This is a genomic window from Labrys sp. E2SS-1L (assembly GCF_057073705.1).
Genome location: NZ_CP172712.1, coordinates 3,951,156 through 3,967,385 on the forward strand (window position 1 = coordinate 3,951,156; position 16,230 = coordinate 3,967,385).

Here is a 16,230-nt window from a genome sequence, read left to right on the forward strand (position 1 = left end):
CGTGGCCAGGATCCGCACCATCAAGCCCGAATTCTGGACCGACAGTCTTATGGTTCAATTCGATGCACTCACCCGTCTTCTCTATATCGGAATGTGGACTGCCGCAGATGACCATGGGGCACTCCCCGACGAACCAGAACGCCTCGCCATGGAGATTATGCCTCGCGAGGATGTCGACGATGTTCAGGCGAGGATCGATCTTCTTATCGCGGCAGGTCGCCTAACCCGCATGCTCAACGATGATGGAAGCAGCTACCTCGTCATCGAGAAATGGACTGCACACCAGCGGGTCGACAAACCGTCAAAGAGCAGAATTCTTCGCGAGAATTCGCGAAAGCTCTCGATACCTGCCGAAAGTCGCCGGAAGGTCGCCCTGAAATATGGATGCGATCCCGGCGAGACAAAGGAGGCGACTTGCTACTTCTGTGGCAAGCCAGGCCAGATCTATTGGCCCCGCCTTGGCTCCGGAAAACCGGGGGCGTGGGTCGCTTTTTCAGGCCTGGAACTAGACCATTTCCATCCGGAGAGCGAAGGGGGCAATTCGGATCAGGCCAATCTCGTATTGAGCTGCGAAGGCTGCAACTGCGCCCGCCGAAATCGCACGGCCTTTGCCTTCGTCACCGCCCGTCTCACTGCTGCCGGCTCCCTCCCAAGCCAAGCTCAACAGGAGTTCTCGCGAAACCTCCGAGAAACTTCGCGAGGGCTCTTGGAGGGAAAGGACCTGGACCTAGGAAGGGAAAGGAAAGAACCAAATCCTGAACAGCAGCAGCCTGTAGGCCGCGCGTCGCAGGCTGCGCTGCTTGAAGATCTCGAAATCAGATGCCGGGAAGCAGCGGGAATTGAAAAGGACCCCTCCCCTGGTCTCTTCGTCATCGGCCCCATCGCCGATCTGATCGAAGCGGGCTGGTCGCTGGAGCGTCACGTGCTGCCGGCTCTGCGCTCCGCCAAGGCCGCCGGGCGCAAGGGCAAAACCTGGGCCTACTACGCCAAGATCATCACCGACGGCGCCACGACGCCGCCTAAGGCCGAGCCTCCGCCCCAAGAAGCAGCAAAGCCAGAATTGACCGAGCGCCACCTGATCCAGATGGCCTGCCGGTACATCGAGCGGGGCGATGACTGGCCGTTCAACTCGCCGGGACCCGGCACCCCCGGAACCAAGATCACCCCCGAAATCCTCGAACGTGCCCGCGCCGAAGTTGCCGCGGAGCGTCAACGCCGCGCCCGCCCCGGAGAAGCCGCATGACCGCCGACAGCGATGAATTCTACCTCGTCTGGAACCCCAACGGCCACAACCCGCAGCACCGCCACGCGAGCTACGAGGACGCGGCCAGAGAAGCCAAGCGCCTGGCCGAACAGAACCGGGGTCAGAGCTTCTTTGTCCTGGCCGCGCTCGCCTTCGCCAAGGTCCGGGACCCGGTCGAATTCACCACGATCAACCGCGATCTCATCCCGTTCTGAGGTGCCACGATGACCGCCACCAAGTCCCCCAAACCCGCCTCGTCGAGCAAGCCGCACCGCGCTGAAATCGCGAAGTATACGGGTGATAAAAAATCCGCAGCGGCCGAACGCGCTAAGTCATCTCGCGAAGCCCGCCTTCAGGTCTTCACCCTCCGAGGCGAAGGATACACACGTCGTCAGATCGCGACGATCATGAACATCACCCCGCAGCGTGTCGGGCGCATCGCTGAGCGTGTCGGAATCCCCTTCGGCCGGCGTGGCGGCACCAGGTTGTTGAGGTGCCATTCCAGCGCAAAGCCAGCCGAGGAGTTCTTCGCCATGGCCGAGGAAGCCGGGCTCAGCGTCAGCGCCTATCTCGCGCTCTGGGTCAAGGCGATCACCGAGGACAGACAGGCGTCACGGCGGTTCCTGGGCAAGCTGGTGAAGGGGGTGCGGTGATGGGCCCGCTCACGAAAGTCATGGCCAGTTCGTGGTCAGCATATGCCGAAATTGATCCAAACCGGTCACCGAGAGGAACGTCCGCGCAAACTCCTCGCTTGCATCCTCGGACTCGACTTGGACCTCGAAGAAATTCGCTGGGCTCGCCGAAATTTCAAACATCGTCGACCAACGGCCATAGCAAAACTCGCCGAACATCGACTGGAAAGTGCCCAAACCGTCCTCGCTTCGCATTTGGAAGGTTAGGCCAAGAGCTTCTTCAATGTCGGCAGCCTCTGTGTACAGCGCCGCAATGCTCCACTCCATGGAGCGAAACTTACGTCGAGGCGGCACGATCATTCTCGATGAGGCTGTCACGAGGCCCCTCTTCGGCTGCAAGCCTGGGTTCGGCGCGGAGAGAGGAATGCTAGCACGCATCGCCGTCGACTTCGCCTGCAACGATCCCGACAATGGCCTATTCGCTGGGCAGGTCACGGAAGCGACGTTGGGCGAGGCCGAGCTCGAGGCCCCTACCCTCAACGGCTTCCGCTTCACGGTCGGTGAGGGCTGGATCCGCATCCACCGGCGCCAGTTCGAAATCCTCGGCTCGCATGACTGGGTCGGGAACTGGTGCTGGAATCGGTACTGGTTCAAGCCCGATGTCGCCCAGCGGCTGTTCAGCGCGATGCGGGCGAACGGCTGGCGCTGCACGATGGGGCCTTGCCAGGTCTGCGAGTGGTTCCGCGAGAGAGGTCGAGGCTGATGTCGCAACTCGACTGGAAAAAGCAGCCCGACGGCGGCTGGTGGGTGATGCGCGGTCGCCATGTCGTCGGCCTTGTTGTCCAGCGATATGACGGCGTCGTCGTCTACCAGATCAACGCCGTGCACACGAAATGGATCTCCAAGGGCTACGGCGAGGTCAAGAGCATCGCCTCGGCCAAGCGCGCCCTGACAAGGGCTTGGAATGACTGGCTTGATGCCTTCGGGCTGCAGGCCGTGCCCGTCGAGGACGAGCAGCCTATCGTCAGTGCAACAGGCTCTCTCTGATGTCTGCGAGCAGAGCCAGGGCCATCGGCGCCATCTTCTCCAAGTTGACCTCCATATGCTCGCGCAAAGCTTCGGGATATTGCCCGCGCTCCAGCACCCCGTTGCGCTCCAGGCACAGCACCAGCACTTCGATCGCGGCAGAATTGGCCTCGATCATCGATTTCATGACGTCACGGTCGTCGTCAGACATGGCGGCCTCCCTGCCCTCACATCATCTGTTGCCGAAACGCAGCGAGAAGTTCACGGGCCATTGGTGGCAGATGAAGGTCGGGATTTTCAAGGTCTGCGGACAGAGAGGCGGCGTACTGCCCGGGCATCAGCGTTCCGGCGGCCTCCAAGGATCGCACAAGCGCCTCGAGTGCGACGGTCAGCATGGTGATCTGGGCGCGCGTTACTTGGTCCGCTGCATTCGCCATTGTTCTCGTCCCCTCACCAGTTGCTCGAACCCAAATCTAAGATCGAACCTATCTCATAGGAATGGAATTTGATGCTCGCCCGCGACCACGACCATAGCCACGATGCCGTCCTGGATGTCGATCTCTCTTCCCCCGTCGGCGGTGACAGGGTCAAGGCCGTCATGACCTGCATGGTCGACGCCTTCGAGACTCTCCGCCGGATCCCAGGCGCAGTCGGCCCGAAGCAGCCCGGCAGCGGATGGCCGGCGATTGTGCGCGAGATGGGCGAGGAGTATTCCTTCCGCTCCGGCGATCGTGAGTTTCAGCGGGCCCTGTCGAAAGCCCAGATCAGCAGGATGGAGGAGGTGCTGGCCTGGCCGGCTCAATTCCTCGCCGATCAGCCCCTCGCGGCCGACGCGCTGAATCTCTGGGCGATGTGCAAGGCTTGGGGGCGCTCGATCGATGGCGTCCTGCAAGGCCGCGCGAAGCAGGCCGCAGACATTGCCAGGATAGTCGAGCGCCAGATCAATGAGCGGCGTGGAGCCCAGCGCAAGGCGGCGGCGGGCGACGCAGCGACCTGGGCCAATAAGCGCCGGTTCCTGTCGGACGGCTCAGCAGAGTCCCGGGAGCGCATCGTCGCGAACGCCTTGATCCGCCTCGAGCGCGACCTCGCGAGCAAGGACCTGGTGCACGTCGCGGTGATCGTGAAGCCCGCGGAGTGCTCGCCCGACAAGGTGATCAGCCGAACGAGTCTGGATCGGTGGCGGTTTATGGGGGCAAGGGTGATTGCGACGGGGCTCGAACAAAAAGGCTAACGCCGGCCCTGCGCAACCTGCTGCGAAATGTGGGCTAATTCAGCGTGAAGTTGTGAGATTTCCTGTTCAAGTGCCTTCACCAACGCCAACAAACCGTTGTTGATGTTGGTCAATGCAGGCTCCCGCTGGGCACTTAGGTGGCGCTGTGCATTGTCCTCAAAGAACTTTCTGGCCCCGTAGAGAGACATATTCCCACTCCTAATTGACTATGAACAATATCACCTCGCTCCTGTCCTCGTGACGCCGCCGTTAAACGGTAGGTGTCGAGTTACTTCATCTGCAACTACGCCACCGCTTCCTTCTTCGGCCGCCCCGCCTTCCTCGGTCGATAGTGCGCCTGCATGATCAGCGCGGACTGCTCAAGGCATACGGTCGCTGCCCCCAATTCACGTCGCGGCGCCATCGGCCCAGCGTATGTCTTTGTAGACCAAGTAAATCGCCCCCTTCTCGCCGGATGGTCGATATGCCCCGACGGCATTGGAAAGTTTGGCCGCAACCGCGGTGAGTTCCCATCCCAACGCCTCGAAATCATCGTCGTTGACATAACTATGGGTCAGATCCTCGATTCCATGCTCTTCGCCAAAGGCTTGAGCTTGTCGCGCGTCGACGGTCATCGCCTCGGGAATGCTGCCGTTGTCCCAAGCCCACAGCCAATTCTTCGCCCTGGTGCTGGTAGAGCCAATAACCTGGATCTGCGCGATGACCTTCGGCTCGTCCCCATGGGAGAACACGATGGTCCCTTGCTCAAGGTCGTAAAACCAGTTCTCCCAATGCCCTATGCGGAATTCGGCTTCTATTCGATCGTTCTTGGATTGGAGCTCATGCACGGCCTCATGAAGCCAATCGGGATACCAATCAGGTTGTGCCATAGGCCCTCGGCGCAAGAAAACTCACCGCAATATCACCCTCTCATGGATCGCTTATACGCCTATTGGCCCATTCTTGGAGGGGGATTACACTGGAAATGGAGCCGATCGTTGCAACCAATTGCAGGCATACAAACTCTATTCGCCCACGCGTTCGCGGACGATCCACTCTCTGAATTCGATGCCCGCCTCTGAGTCACCGCCGGCATCGCCTTCGCGCTTCGGAGACATTCGCCAGGTATCGTCGTCGAAGGCGAAATCACAATCTGCCTGATCGATCGAAACCACAGTGCCGCTTCCGGCGGGCCCTAGCGCCAATCGAAATGCAATTGCATCACCAACTTTGAATACCAGTTCCTGATCGCTTGGACCCAGCGCCCTCGCCTCGAACGCCACAACGGCTCCTGAGGTGATCTTCATGGAATTCGAGAAAGCAGTGTAGTTCATGTGCTCCCCTCCGAGCGTATTGGAGTGAGTGAATCACCGGTCAGCAAACCAACCGATCTATTCTCTTGATTAAAATCGCATCTCGCTAGGGCGTGTTCCTCGATCGAAATAGAGGCGGAACGTTTGCCTTCCATTGGCGACATAAGCGGCTCGCTCGATCTGCTGTTGCTCTTCGACGGTGAGTGACCGTTCTTGAGAAAATACGAGAAAGCCGTCGCCTTCGGGCTCAATGGTTAGATTGATACCTGGTGGCGTCGCTGAACGCATTGCGTTGAATATTTTCACTGCGTTGTTCATCGTTCTTTTTCCAACACCCGAGTGTTTTATGTAGGTAGCATCAGACGACCGCTTTTCCCACGAGCCGAACCCTTGCTGCGCTCGCCGGATACCCGCTCCTGGTCTCGCCTCGAGCCTTGGCGGCCCGATCGATCCAGTCGAGCAAACCCTTGTTTCCGCCACTCGGTAGACCACGACCTCTTATCCTGTCTGCCCTGCTTGCTCCCTCAGCTGCCCGAGGCAATTGACACCGCGATCTTCATAGACTCCAAGGCCGCTCGATATGTTTTGCTAACCGCGTCGGCGCGATCTGGATTCTTCCCATGACTATCTCCGCCACAAGGTAAGTTGGTAATGAAGCCTACCTCGGCCTCAAAGGGGCCGACGGTCCTGTTTAAAACAGAGGAGACAGTTCCGAATTTCGCATTATCTCTATCGATGACTATGCGTTGCTGTGTGATAGTTGCTTCTAGCTGCGCGATCTTCTCTGATTGATCGCTGTTCCGGTCATGTCTGTTAAGCTCAAATGCCATCCCTGCCACCAAGATCGCAATTGAAAATCCCATGAAGACATAGATCGGCGTCGGGTTCTCTCGGCTTTGGTGGAGTAGGTAAAATGCAAGCACGGCCAGAATCGCTCCAAGACCGATGATCCCGTAACTCAGCGCTGAAAGCAGGTCCATATTCGCCCCTCCGACATTGCCTCAATCCACGGCCCTCCAGCACCATGCTGCTGTGTCCGTGACAGGGTCGTGAGCACCGCTCTAGCAACAATATTTGCCGTAAAGGAAATACCCCATGGGGTGTTTCGTTCGCGATCTGAGGACGAAATTGGGGTGGTGACAATTGCCGCGAATACCGGCATCAAAACGTCACTGTCGCCGAAGGTGTGGGCAACGCATCCTTCCACCGAGCGCACCGCGCTCCCAGAGAGCCGAGAGGCTTTCAGCGACAGCCTCTATTCAAGCACAGGGGTACCTTATAAATTTGGCTGTCGGCGCGCCTGCGGGCAAGCAACCCATCGATGTGGGTGTGAACTTGGAGTGATCCTGGTTTACTGGCGCGCCGATCAGTCGACCCGAGAGAAGTATGCGATCTCCGGTTTGAAGTCCGCCCCAATGCGCCATACCTTTGCGGCCAGGCGAGGATTGGCCAAAGCCCCTTCCATAAGCGGGATGTCGCCCAGCACCATGTGAGCCGCTTCTTCATGTGTCGCGGCGGGGACCGGAATCGGTTCGGACAGTTCACACTGTCCTTTCTCGTTCCACTGGTAAGTGTGCACATAGAAGCGAACTGCTGCCGCCATATGGTAGGGCTTGAGTTCTGCTTCGCCCCGCTCGATGGCAAGGTAAGTGCGCAGGCTCACACCAATCCGCAGGGCCATCTCGGCTTGCGTCAGATTGTGAGCCTGACGAAACTTGATGAGATTGTCGCGGTTGAGCGGAGCTGTGAGGTTCTCCATTGAACTGCCCTCCGATTGAGATTATCTAAGAGGGAACCGGGAGAGGTGTCAGCTCCCCCGGCCCCCGGAGTTACCGGCTAATGGAGAGTGTCAGTCTCCACTTGCCGATCCGGACTTGGAAGCTGAGCTTGATGCTCATGGGGACCTCCAGTCCACCCGAAGCTTGGTTGCTTCGGTGAGTCTGTTGTACGCAAAATTTGCGTATCGCGCAATAGAGAATACGCAAATTTTGCGCATTATTTAACCCGCCCGGGCAACCGAGGCGGGTTTCGCTTTTGGAGCCCGGCCTATGCCGACCGAACAGGAAAAGCGCCAGGTCGTCGCCAACTGGCTGATCAAAGAGAACATTGCAGATCCGGCCCTCGCCAATCTGCTGGCGCCGGCGGTGACGGAGCTATTTTGCCCGGAACCCAAGCGCATCAGCATCGAGCACTGGCAGTTGATCCCCGGGAAGGCCGGGCAGACAGAGAAACCCGAGTGACAGGGCTTATTTCATTCCTCAATCGCTTCCGAAAAACCAGAGAACAACTGAGGCGATCGCCGCGAAGGCATACGAGCCGATTGCCCATCCAATAACCTTTGACCAAGGGTCGGCAATAAAGCCCTGCCAGTTGATAACGGCCGCGACGACACAGGCCGTCATCCAGAAAAAGGTGGCCTTCAGGAAAACCTGCATCGGTGTGCCGCGATACATGACAAGCGCCCTCGGGACGATTTCGGCCGTTCATAGCACAGTACCGCAAACCCGAGTGGATCCATGACCGACGAAGCGCCAAAGAAAAACAAGGGTGGCGGTCGGCAACCAGGCGCCGGCAGGCCCAAAGGGCGTCGGAACACCTTCACCGAGGCCGAGAAGAAGAAGGCACTCGCGCGCGGTCTCTCTCCGCTTGAGGTGATGACCGACCTGATGAACCACAGCTACAAGCGCTGGAAGGCCGAGGCCAGGAAGAGAAAGCCGGACGAGGACGTCTTGATGGCGAAGCAGAAAGCCACCTTGGAGGCTGCCGAGAAGCTGGCGCCGTACATCCATCCCAAGTTGGCGGCTGTTCAGCATACCGGAAAGGGCGGCGGGCCGATCCCAGTTGCCGTGGATTTGACAAAGCTCAGCGATGCGGAACTCACGGCCCTCGAACCTGTCGTCGCTGCGCTTGCCGCCGCCGGCGCTGCTGTTGGAGCAGATCCGGAAGGAGAAGGCACGCCGGAAGCGTGAGGCAGAGCTGCAGCGGCTGGCCAATGACGCCGAGGCCACCCGGCAGCGCTGCAAGACCTTCGCCGGCTTCGTCAAGGAAGCCTGGCCGATCATCGAGCCCAAGACTCGGCTGATCTGGGGCTGGGAACTGCAGGCCATGTGCGATCACCTCGAGGCGATCACACTCGGCAAGTTGCATCCTCGCCTGATCATCAACGTCCCGCCTGGGTCGTCGAAGTCCACGATCGTTTCCGTACTCTGGCAGGCGTGGGAATGGGGACCGATGGGGATGCGTTCCCATCGCTTCGTCTCGACTTCTTATGAGACCGGGAACGTCACCCGCGACACCCGAAAGACCCGCAATCTCATTCTGTCGGAGTGGTATCAAACACTCTGGCCTGAGGTGAAGCTCAACCGCACCGGCGAGACGAGCTTCGAAAACACCGACACCGGCTTTCGCGAAGGCGCCGCCTTCAAGTCCCTGACCGGCAAGCGTGGCCGACGTCTCCTGGTCGACGACCCGCATAGTGTCGACGGTGCGGAGTCCGAGAAGGAACGCGCCTCGGCGGTGCAGAGCTTCCTGGAAGGCGGCCTCAATCGTATCGAGAGCGAGGATTCCGCGATCGTCGTCGTGATGCAGCGGCTTCACGAAGGCGACCTCACCGGCTCCTTGCTCGCTCGGCAATGGGGATTCATCCATCTCAGGATTCCGATGGAATTCGAGGTGAAACAACGTTGCGAAACACCCCTGCCCTGGCGCGATCCTCGCTCATTCGAGGGCGAATTGATGAACCCGCTTCGGTTCACACCGGCGGGCATGGTGCCGTTCAAGGCCCAGGCCTTCGTCTGGGCTGGGCAGTATCAGCAGCGACCGGTTCCACGCGAAGGCGGTCTATTCAAGCGCGCCTGGTTCGACGGAAAAATCATCGACACAGTGCCCGCCGGAACCGTCTGGGTCCGGCATTGGGACCTTGCGGCGACTAAGGGCGGCAACGGCGCCAGGACCGCTGGCGTAAAGATGGGCAGGATGCCGAATGGCTCATACGTCGTTGCCCATGTCCGTACATGCCGCGAAGACGGAGCCGGCGTCCGTGGAGCCATTAAGCAGCAAGCCGAGATAGATGGCAAAACCGTCAAGATCAGCCTACCTCAAGATCCCGGTCAGGCCGGCAAGGTTCAAGTCAGCGACTATGCCAAGCTCCTTGCGGGCTGGACACTCGTCGCCGAGCCCGAAACTGGCGACAAGATCACCAGGGCTGAGCCCTTCGCCGCGCAATGCAAACTCGGCAACGTCTACCTGATGGAAGGCGAGTGGGTGGACGGCTACCTCGATGAACTCTGCCTATTCCCCGGCTCGACGCTGAAGGACCAGGTCGACGCATCGTCCGGGGCTTTTGGCCAATTGGTTCGAAACAAATCATCGGGCCCCGCATTTGGAACCTATGGACAGACCTGATGGAAGCCGAACCGAACCCGCAGACCATGGCCTCGGACCGCGACTCGATGTCCGCATTCTGGGCGATGGTGGATGCGATCCTGGGCGGTGCGGAGACCATGCGCGCGGCCGGCAACATCTACCTGCCAAAGTTCGAGAACGAGACGCAAAAGGACTACGACGAGCGGAGGCGCACGGCGCCCTTCACCAATATCTATGCCGACATCTCGCGGGACCTGGCCGCCAAGCCGTTCTCGAAGCAGCTTGTTGTCGGCGACGGCGCCTCCCCGAATATCGCCGGCAGGATCGACGGCGGGAAACGCGATGACGGGCTCGTCGACAATATCGACGGGCGCGGCCACAATCTGCATGTTTTCGCGGCCGACACCTACAAGGCCGGCATCGACTACGGCCTGGACTGGATTCTCGTCGACTATCCCAAGGCGACGGATAATCGAGCCCTGACGCAGGCGGAGGAAGCTCGGCGCGGCCTGCGGCCCTATTGGGTGCACATTCGCGCCAAGCAGGTCCTCGCGGCCTATAGCGAATTCGTCAACGGCAAGGAGATCCTGGTCCACGTCAGGCTCGATGAAACGACGACGATCCGAGAAGGCTACGAGGAGAAGACCTTCGAGCGAGTCCGCGTCATCGATCGGGTCCCCATCAAAGACGCCGACGGGACGATCACCGGGTATGCGCCGGCGACTTGGACGATCTACGAGAAGCGGAAAGCAGCAAACACCGAGCGAGAACACTGGGAGCCGATCGACGAAGGAACCTACACGATCGGCGAGATCCCGCTTGTGCCGTTCATCCCAGGCGACCGCATCGGAACAACGTTTGCAGTGCGGCCGCCCCTTAGGGATATCGCATATGCCCAGGTCGAGGAATTCCAGCAGGAATCCAACCTGAAGGCCATCAAGAACCTGACGGCATTCCCTATGCTCGTCGGCGAGGGCGTTCAGGCGTCAGACGATAACGGAACCAAGATCGTCGTTCCTGTCGGTCCCCGGGCCGTACTCCTGCCAGGTGCCAACGCCGCTGGCGAGAACGCGACGTTCAAATTCATTGAGCCGGCGGCGACATCGCTGACCTTCCTCGAGGAGAGCCTAGCGAAGCATCGCAAGCAGATGCGCGAACTCGGCATGCAGCCGCTGACTGAGACAAACATCACGGTCATCACGTCGGCGAACGTCTCGCGCAAAGCCGGCTCGGTTTCGGAATCCTGGGCGATCAAGTTCCAGGACATGCTCGAGCAATGTTTCGTGCTGACCTCGATGTGGCTGAAGGAGCCTCCCTCGGCCGAAGCGCTTGTGCACACCGACTTCACGGTCGATCTCGATGGCGCAGCGCAGCTCGACTCGCTGTTGAAGGCGCAGGCCCAAGGCGTGCTTTCGAAGGAGACCGTTCAGTCCGAATTCAAACGCCGAGGTGTCGTTTCGGACGAGTTCGACCCAGTCGAAGAGGAAAAGCGCCTTGAGAAGGATCGGCTCAGTGTCGTGCCGGCCATCGATCCTGTGACTGGCGAGCCGGTCCAGCCCCTGACACGCCCACAGAAAGTCTAACCGGCCTTTCGCTGCGGATACAGCGCGGGCCTTTTCGAGGCGGATGCCTCAACACCAACGGTCGGATGACCGGAGACCACCATGAAGCTGAAACTTGATGATGCCGGCCACGTTGTCGTGGCGGACGGCAAGCCTGTCTATGTCTATGACGACGATAAAGAGGCCCCATTCGATGCGGCCCACACCATGGCAACGATCACGCGCCTCAACGGCGAAGCCAAGACGCACCGCGAAGCCAAGGAGGCCGTCGAGGCCAAGCTCAAAGGTTTCGAGGGCATCGAGGACGCCGCCGCCGCGCTGAAGGCGCTGGAGACCGTTCGCAACCTTGATCAGGGTCAGCTCGTCACTGCCGGCAAGGTCGAAGAGATCAAGGCCGCCGCCAAGAAGGCTGCCGAGGAACAGGTTGCTGCCGCTGCAAAGGCCAGCAACGAAACCATCACGCGTCTCAAGTCCGAGAACAGCAAGCTGACCAACGATTTCTTCATCGAGAAGGTCGGCGGTGCATTCTCGCGTTCGAAATTCATCCAGGACAAGGTGGCCGTCCCCTCCGATATGGTCCAGGCCATGTTTGGTGGTCGATTCAAGATCGACAACGGCAAGGTCGTCGGCATCGGCCTCGATGGGCAGCCGATCTATTCGCGCACCAAGGCTGGCGAGATCGCCGATTTCGATGAAGCCATCGAGAGCATGATCGACGGCTATGCCTTCCGGGATTCCATCCTCAAAGGCACCAATCAAGGCGGCGGCGGTGGAAAGCCCGGAAACGGCGGTCAGTCCGGGAACAAGACCATGAGCCGGCAGGCCTTCGATGCACTCGATCCGGCTGCCAAGGCCACCAAGATGAAAGAGGGATACACCCTCACCGAATAGCGCTGCCCAACGGCGCGTAGTGCCCCCACGCGGATGCGGGACGGGGCGACCGGGCTGGATGGCCCAGAACCCCTGACATCAATCTCTATTCCAAGAGGCAATAACCATGGGCAATACGCTCACTGGGCTGATCCCGACTATCTATAACGCTCTGGATGTCGTGTCGCGTGAACTGGTCGGGCTGATCCCGTCCGTTTCCTCGGACATGACCTTTGAGCGCGCTGCCGTTGGCCAGACCGTCATGTCCCCCGTCGCCCCTCCCGCGACCGGCACCGACATCACGCCGGCCGTGACGCCGCCTAACGACGGTGACCAGAACATCGGCAACGTACCGATGACAATCACCAAGGCAAAGCGCTCCCCCATCCGCTGGAATGGCGAGGAAAAACTCGGCCTCGACAATAACGGCGCGTCCTACAACGTGATCTTCCGCGACCAGATCGCCCAGTCCATGCGCTGGCTGGTCAACCAGGTCGAGGCCGATCTCGCCGCGCTGTTCCCGGCCGCTTCTCGTGCATACGGCACGCCCGGAACGACTCCATTCGCCTCCGATCTGTCCGACACGGCTCAGATGCGCAAGATCTTGGCCGACAACGGCGCGCCGATGGGCGACCTTCAGCTGGTGTTCGACACCACTGCCGGCGCCAAGATGCGCACCCTGACCCAGCTCACCAAGGCGAACGAAGCGGCCGACACCTCGCTCCTCCGTCGCGGTGTTCTGCTCGACGTGCATGGCTTCGCTCTCCGCGAGTCGGCGCAGATCAAGACGAGCACGGCGGGAACCGGAGCCGGTGCGACCACCAATGCCACCGGCTATGCTATCGGCACCACGGTGATAACGCTGGCCTCGGCCGGCACCGGCACGATCGTCGCCGGCGACGTGATCACCTTTGCCGGTGACACCAACAAGTACGTCGTCGCGGCGGGTGATACTGACGTCTCGAATGGCGGCGCGATCACGCTCGCGGCTCCTGGGTTGCGCAAGGCCATTCCGGCCGCTGCCACCGCAATCACGGTGTTGGCTGCTGCCGTACGCAACATGGCGTTCGCCCGCACCGCTATTGCCTTGGCAACCCGCGCACCCGCTCTGCCTCCCCAGGGCGATAGCGCGATCGACCGTCAGATCGTCACCGATCCGGTGTCCGGCCTGTCGTTCGAGATCGCCATGTACGCCCAGTATCGGCAGATGCAGTACGAAGTCTCGCTGGCCTGGGGCACCGCGGCGATCAAGCCCGAGCATATGGCTCTGCTTCTCGGCTGAGGCGAGCAATCCTGAGGGCGCGCTACGGCGCGCCTTTCTTCCCCATTTTGCGAGATCAAACATGAAAACGATCAAGGTCAAGCCTTGGGGCGAGGGTCAGGGCGAGTTCGTCGTGATCAACGTCGACGACCTCACCGAAGGCCACGAGGTAATTTCGGAAGATGGCTCGGTCGAACCGGCTGTCGAGAAACGGACGCTGGCCGACAGCATCATCGCCAAGATCTTCGCCAGGCGGGCCGGCATCTCGCTCGATGCCTGGTATGCTCTCCCGATCGAGGAGCAGATCGACCAACTCCGCAAGGCCGAAATCGAAATCGATGGCTCGGCCACCACCGATGAACCCCAAGACGTCCTTCGGGTCGCGAAGGGACCAGGTGGCAGGCTCTACCTGAAGCGCGGCAAGGAGACCGTCGGCGGCCCATACGAGAACGAGGAAGCCGCTCAAGCCGCCATGCAAGAGTCGCTCAACCAGGAGGCCGGTGCCCAGCAGACCGGTGAGCAGTGAGCAACATCGTCACCCTCCCGCGATGCGACGCCGACAAGATCGTATGGCGTTGTGATTGCGGGTGCTTGACCCATTTTGCGCGAGCTGACGACGAGCTCGAATGCGCCCAGTGCGGCACGGTCGCCAGTGGCGATACCGGCGAGTGGCGCAAGAACCTCCCCGACACGCCGACGACGGTCAAGGAAACGGAGACTGGCGACGTAAAGGTCACCGATCTCAACTCCATGGACGCCGCGATCAAACGCATCCTTCGCAACGCCAACCCGGATCAGATGTTTGCACTGATCGTGGTCAACAACGACGGATCGCTCTCCGTCTGGGGACGCACGCTCCAAACGGACGATCAGCGTGAGTGGTTCGACCGCAAGATGGCTGACGCCAAGGCCTTTCTGTCCAGAGGTTGATCAATGCCTTTCATCGTTGAGGACGGAACCGGCCTGGCAAACTCGAATAGCTACGTCAGCGTCGCCGATGCCGATAACTATTTTGCCGATCGAGGCGTCACCACCTGGACCGGCGCCGATGCAGTCAAGCAAGGCGCATTGGTCAGGGCGACGTCCTTCATCGATGTGACCTTCCGGCTGCGTTTCACGGGATATCGTACCAAGCGGCACGAGCAGGCACTGGAGTGGCCAAGGAGTGGCGCCTACTACGACAATCTGATGCCGCAAATAGTGCCTGACGGCTACTTCTACGGCGTCGGCTATGGGCTCTTCGAGTATGAGCCGATTCCGCCGACAACGATTCCGAAGGAATTGAAGAACGCCACTTGCGAGGCCGCACTTCGGGAACTCGCCGGCGCCGGCTCGCTCACCCCAGATGGCGATACCAATGGGGCGATCAAACGGGAACGAGCCGGAGACACCGAGCGCGAATATATCGGCGGCGCCCCGCTGGCCAAAACCTATCCCGGCATTTTCGCCGCGATCTCAGGTCTGATCGGCAATAATTACGGGCTTGCTGGACGCACCGTCCGGGGCTGACGACGAAAAGGTCCCCCTGAGATGTCCTTCATCTATCCCAGGACAATAGCGGTCACCCGACCAGTCGAGAACCTTGCTGTCGGCATCCAGTCCTATAGCGGTGTCCAGCTGGCTACAGAGACGCCAGTCGTCTCCGGTATCCCGGCGTCGGTCCAGGCCGCCAGCGGCTCCGCCCGGCCCCGTGGCGGCGATCTTCCCGCGTCACCGCCAGCACCGATCCAATGGAACATCTTCATCCCGCGCGGCAAAGTCGCCAAGGGTGTCATCGAGGACCGCGACATCGTGACTGACGACCTCGGCGACCGCTATCAGGTCGCAGCTGCGTACTGGAACTCAATGGGGTGGAAGCTCCTGACCATTCGGATCGAGGCGCACTGACATGGCCGATGAAGCAGACGCCGGCAACGCCCTGGTCGCCCTGATCGCGGCGGCGGTCTATCCCAACGGCACAAGCCAACCATCGGCCCTCGGTGCGCCGGCTTCGATCATGCGAGGCTGGCCTGTTCCCGCCGTCCTCGACCAGGCCATGAGCACCGGCCAAGTCGTGATCTCGGTCTTCGGCCAGAACGGTACCGAGAAGAACGTCACCCGGTTCTCGCGCGATTGGGCGCAACTGATCCCCGCCGTCGAGACCGTCACGACAACTGTCGTCGACAACGTGCTGACGCTCGCCGGTACCGTCCAGACGCCGCAGAACGTTGCCGTCATTGTGGGTGACTATCCGCCCTCAAAGATCTCGGCGATCTATCCGGTGCAGCCCGGCGATACGCTGGCGACGATCGCCACCGGAGTCGCCTCGCTCCTGACCGCCCAGGGCGTCAGCGTGTCAACGGCGGGTCCGGTCCTGACCTTCACTCCGAATGCCCAGGTCGTCGCCCGCGCCGGTGGCTACGGCACCGTCGTCCGCGAGCTGAAACGGCAGGAGCGCTGCTTCACGATCACGGTCTGGTGCAATTCACCGGCCCAGCGTGACCAAGTCTCACCGTTCGTCGATATCGCGCTCGCCCGCCCGGAGAACCTCCGCTTTGCCGATGGGACCGTCGGCCGGCTGCTTTACGAGCGGACCCTCATTCTCGACGAACGCCAGACGGTCGAGATCTACCGGCGCGATATTCAATACCGCGTCGAGTACCCCACGATCGAGACGCAGGACGCCACCAAGATCCTCGTCGTTGAGACCGACATCACCGCGAACTGATCACGTCGACCAGTCGATGCAACCGAGCCGCCGCAGGGCGG

The 16,230-nt window shown here is 60.6% G+C and carries 27 protein-coding genes; 17 read left to right on the forward strand and 10 right to left on the reverse strand.

All coding sequences use genetic code 11. The annotated features are described in order from the left end of the window. The first annotated feature begins 1 nt into the window (after position 1). Genes ACIGJE_RS18405 through ACIGJE_RS18415 form a run of 3 tightly spaced genes read left to right on the forward strand, consistent with a single transcriptional unit; the run spans position 2 to position 1,896 of the window. A complete protein-coding gene (locus tag ACIGJE_RS18405) occupies positions 2 to 1,243 on the forward strand; it encodes an HNH endonuclease (RefSeq protein WP_483678297.1) in 1,242 nt (413 codons plus the stop codon). After that, positions 1,240 to 1,458, forward strand: coding sequence for a hypothetical protein (locus ACIGJE_RS18410; RefSeq protein WP_483678298.1), 219 nt, complete (start codon positions 1,240 to 1,242; stop codon positions 1,456 to 1,458). The genes ACIGJE_RS18405 and ACIGJE_RS18410 overlap by 4 nt, the downstream gene beginning before the upstream one ends. A 9-nt stretch (positions 1,459 to 1,467) precedes the next feature. After that, entirely contained in the window at positions 1,468 to 1,896 is a 429-nt protein-coding gene (locus tag ACIGJE_RS18415; protein ID WP_483678300.1) for a hypothetical protein, read from the forward strand. Positions 1,897 to 1,914: 18 nt separating this feature from the next. Here the strand turns inward: ACIGJE_RS18415 and ACIGJE_RS18420 are convergent, their stop codons facing one another. Next, a complete protein-coding gene (locus ACIGJE_RS18420) occupies positions 1,915 to 2,253 on the reverse strand; it encodes a hypothetical protein (RefSeq protein WP_483678301.1) in 339 nt (112 codons plus the stop codon). A 46-nt stretch (positions 2,254 to 2,299) separates the two neighbouring features. Between ACIGJE_RS18420 and ACIGJE_RS18425 the strand changes: the two genes are divergently transcribed. Then, a complete protein-coding gene (locus ACIGJE_RS18425; RefSeq protein WP_483678303.1) occupies positions 2,300 to 2,638 on the forward strand; it encodes a hypothetical protein in 339 nt (112 codons plus the stop codon). Further along, positions 2,638 to 2,922 carry a hypothetical protein gene (locus ACIGJE_RS18430; RefSeq protein WP_483678305.1) on the forward strand — a complete coding sequence of 95 codons (285 nt, stop codon included), beginning with the start codon at positions 2,638 to 2,640 and terminating at the stop codon, positions 2,920 to 2,922. The genes ACIGJE_RS18425 and ACIGJE_RS18430 overlap by 1 nt, the downstream gene beginning before the upstream one ends. On the opposite strand, the gene ACIGJE_RS18435 is transcribed toward ACIGJE_RS18430, so the two are convergent. Both ACIGJE_RS18435 and ACIGJE_RS18440 read right to left on the reverse strand, forming a co-directional pair. Beyond that, positions 2,900 to 3,112, reverse strand: a complete 213-nt coding sequence (locus ACIGJE_RS18435) for a hypothetical protein (RefSeq protein WP_483678307.1) — start codon at positions 3,110 to 3,112, stop codon at positions 2,900 to 2,902. The two genes, ACIGJE_RS18430 and ACIGJE_RS18435, sit on opposite strands and share 23 nt — an antisense overlap. Positions 3,113 to 3,128: 16 nt before the next feature. Next, positions 3,129 to 3,338, reverse strand: coding sequence for a hypothetical protein (locus ACIGJE_RS18440; RefSeq protein WP_483678309.1), 210 nt, complete (start codon positions 3,336 to 3,338; stop codon positions 3,129 to 3,131). Between the two features lie 71 nt (positions 3,339 to 3,409). On the opposite strand from ACIGJE_RS18440, the gene ACIGJE_RS18445 reads away from it, so the two are divergent. Then, the gene (locus tag ACIGJE_RS18445) at positions 3,410 to 4,132 is read left to right on the forward strand and encodes a hypothetical protein (protein WP_483678311.1); all 723 of its coding nucleotides are present in this window, start codon (positions 3,410 to 3,412) and stop codon (positions 4,130 to 4,132) included. Here ACIGJE_RS18445 and ACIGJE_RS18450 read toward each other — a convergent pair. The 6 genes from ACIGJE_RS18450 to ACIGJE_RS18475 all read right to left on the reverse strand — a co-directional run bounded on the left by ACIGJE_RS18450 (position 4,129) and on the right by ACIGJE_RS18475 (position 7,183). After that, a complete protein-coding gene (locus ACIGJE_RS18450) occupies positions 4,129 to 4,320 on the reverse strand; it encodes a hypothetical protein (RefSeq protein WP_483678313.1) in 192 nt (63 codons plus the stop codon). The two genes, ACIGJE_RS18445 and ACIGJE_RS18450, sit on opposite strands and share 4 nt — an antisense overlap. 198 nt (positions 4,321 to 4,518) lie before the next feature. Continuing rightward, complete coding sequence (locus tag ACIGJE_RS18455) at positions 4,519 to 5,001, reverse strand: DUF6882 domain-containing protein (RefSeq protein ID WP_483678315.1); 483 nt, start codon at positions 4,999 to 5,001, stop codon at positions 4,519 to 4,521. Between the two features lie 135 nt (positions 5,002 to 5,136). Next, positions 5,137 to 5,445: a hypothetical protein gene (locus ACIGJE_RS18460; protein WP_483678316.1), complete on the reverse strand. Its 309-nt coding sequence runs from the start codon at positions 5,443 to 5,445 to the stop codon at positions 5,137 to 5,139. Positions 5,446 to 5,514: 69 nt separating this feature from the next. Beyond that, positions 5,515 to 5,742 (reverse strand): hypothetical protein, encoded by a 228-nt coding sequence (locus ACIGJE_RS18465; protein ID WP_483678318.1) that lies wholly within the window; start codon positions 5,740 to 5,742, stop codon positions 5,515 to 5,517. Positions 5,743 to 5,948: 206 nt separating this feature from the next. Beyond that, positions 5,949 to 6,404 (reverse strand): hypothetical protein, encoded by a 456-nt coding sequence (locus ACIGJE_RS18470; protein WP_483678320.1) that lies wholly within the window; start codon positions 6,402 to 6,404, stop codon positions 5,949 to 5,951. 386 nt (positions 6,405 to 6,790) lie between these two features. Further along, the gene (locus tag ACIGJE_RS18475) at positions 6,791 to 7,183 is read right to left on the reverse strand and encodes a helix-turn-helix transcriptional regulator (RefSeq protein ID WP_483678321.1); all 393 of its coding nucleotides are present in this window, start codon (positions 7,181 to 7,183) and stop codon (positions 6,791 to 6,793) included. A 289-nt stretch (positions 7,184 to 7,472) separates the two neighbouring features. Here ACIGJE_RS18475 and ACIGJE_RS18480 point away from each other — a divergent pair, with 289 nt between their 5' ends. After that, positions 7,473 to 7,664, forward strand: a complete 192-nt coding sequence (locus ACIGJE_RS18480; RefSeq protein ID WP_483678322.1) for a hypothetical protein — start codon at positions 7,473 to 7,475, stop codon at positions 7,662 to 7,664. An 18-nt stretch (positions 7,665 to 7,682) separates the two neighbouring features. On the opposite strand, the gene ACIGJE_RS18485 is transcribed toward ACIGJE_RS18480, so the two are convergent. Further along, the gene (locus tag ACIGJE_RS18485; protein WP_483678323.1) at positions 7,683 to 7,877 is read right to left on the reverse strand and encodes a hypothetical protein; all 195 of its coding nucleotides are present in this window, start codon (positions 7,875 to 7,877) and stop codon (positions 7,683 to 7,685) included. 63 nt (positions 7,878 to 7,940) lie between these two features. Here ACIGJE_RS18485 and ACIGJE_RS18490 point away from each other — a divergent pair, with 63 nt between their 5' ends. The 10 genes from ACIGJE_RS18490 (at position 7,941) to ACIGJE_RS18535 (ending at position 16,189) form a co-directional block, all read left to right on the forward strand. Then, complete coding sequence (locus tag ACIGJE_RS18490; protein WP_483678325.1) at positions 7,941 to 8,393, forward strand: hypothetical protein; 453 nt, start codon at positions 7,941 to 7,943, stop codon at positions 8,391 to 8,393. Further along, positions 8,353 to 9,828 (forward strand): phage terminase large subunit, encoded by a 1,476-nt coding sequence (terL, locus tag ACIGJE_RS18495; protein WP_483678327.1) that lies wholly within the window; start codon positions 8,353 to 8,355, stop codon positions 9,826 to 9,828. Before ACIGJE_RS18490 ends, terL begins: the two co-directional genes overlap by 41 nt. Then, positions 9,828 to 11,372, forward strand: coding sequence for a DUF4055 domain-containing protein (locus ACIGJE_RS18500; protein WP_483678329.1), 1,545 nt, complete (start codon positions 9,828 to 9,830; stop codon positions 11,370 to 11,372). Before terL ends, ACIGJE_RS18500 begins: the two co-directional genes overlap by 1 nt. A gap of 81 nt (positions 11,373 to 11,453) precedes the next feature. Then, positions 11,454 to 12,242 carry a DUF6651 domain-containing protein gene (locus ACIGJE_RS18505; protein ID WP_483678330.1) on the forward strand — a complete coding sequence of 263 codons (789 nt, stop codon included), beginning with the start codon at positions 11,454 to 11,456 and terminating at the stop codon, positions 12,240 to 12,242. 106 nt (positions 12,243 to 12,348) lie between these two features. Further along, entirely contained in the window at positions 12,349 to 13,503 is a 1,155-nt protein-coding gene (locus ACIGJE_RS18510; protein WP_483678332.1) for a major capsid protein, read from the forward strand. A gap of 61 nt (positions 13,504 to 13,564) precedes the next feature. After that, positions 13,565 to 14,008, forward strand: a complete 444-nt coding sequence (locus tag ACIGJE_RS18515) for a hypothetical protein (protein WP_483678334.1) — start codon at positions 13,565 to 13,567, stop codon at positions 14,006 to 14,008. Next, on the forward strand, positions 14,005 to 14,412 hold the full coding sequence (locus ACIGJE_RS18520) for a hypothetical protein (protein WP_483678336.1): 408 nt from the start codon (positions 14,005 to 14,007) through the stop codon (positions 14,410 to 14,412). Before ACIGJE_RS18515 ends, ACIGJE_RS18520 begins: the two co-directional genes overlap by 4 nt. A 3-nt stretch (positions 14,413 to 14,415) precedes the next feature. Further along, the gene (locus ACIGJE_RS18525; RefSeq protein WP_483678337.1) at positions 14,416 to 14,991 is read left to right on the forward strand and encodes a DnaT-like ssDNA-binding protein; all 576 of its coding nucleotides are present in this window, start codon (positions 14,416 to 14,418) and stop codon (positions 14,989 to 14,991) included. Between the two features lie 21 nt (positions 14,992 to 15,012). Further along, entirely contained in the window at positions 15,013 to 15,369 is a 357-nt protein-coding gene (locus ACIGJE_RS18530) for a hypothetical protein (RefSeq protein WP_483678339.1), read from the forward strand. Position 15,370: 1 nt separating this feature from the next. Next, positions 15,371 to 16,189, forward strand: a complete 819-nt coding sequence (locus tag ACIGJE_RS18535) for a hypothetical protein (protein ID WP_483678340.1) — start codon at positions 15,371 to 15,373, stop codon at positions 16,187 to 16,189. Positions 16,190 to 16,230 lie beyond the last annotated feature (41 nt).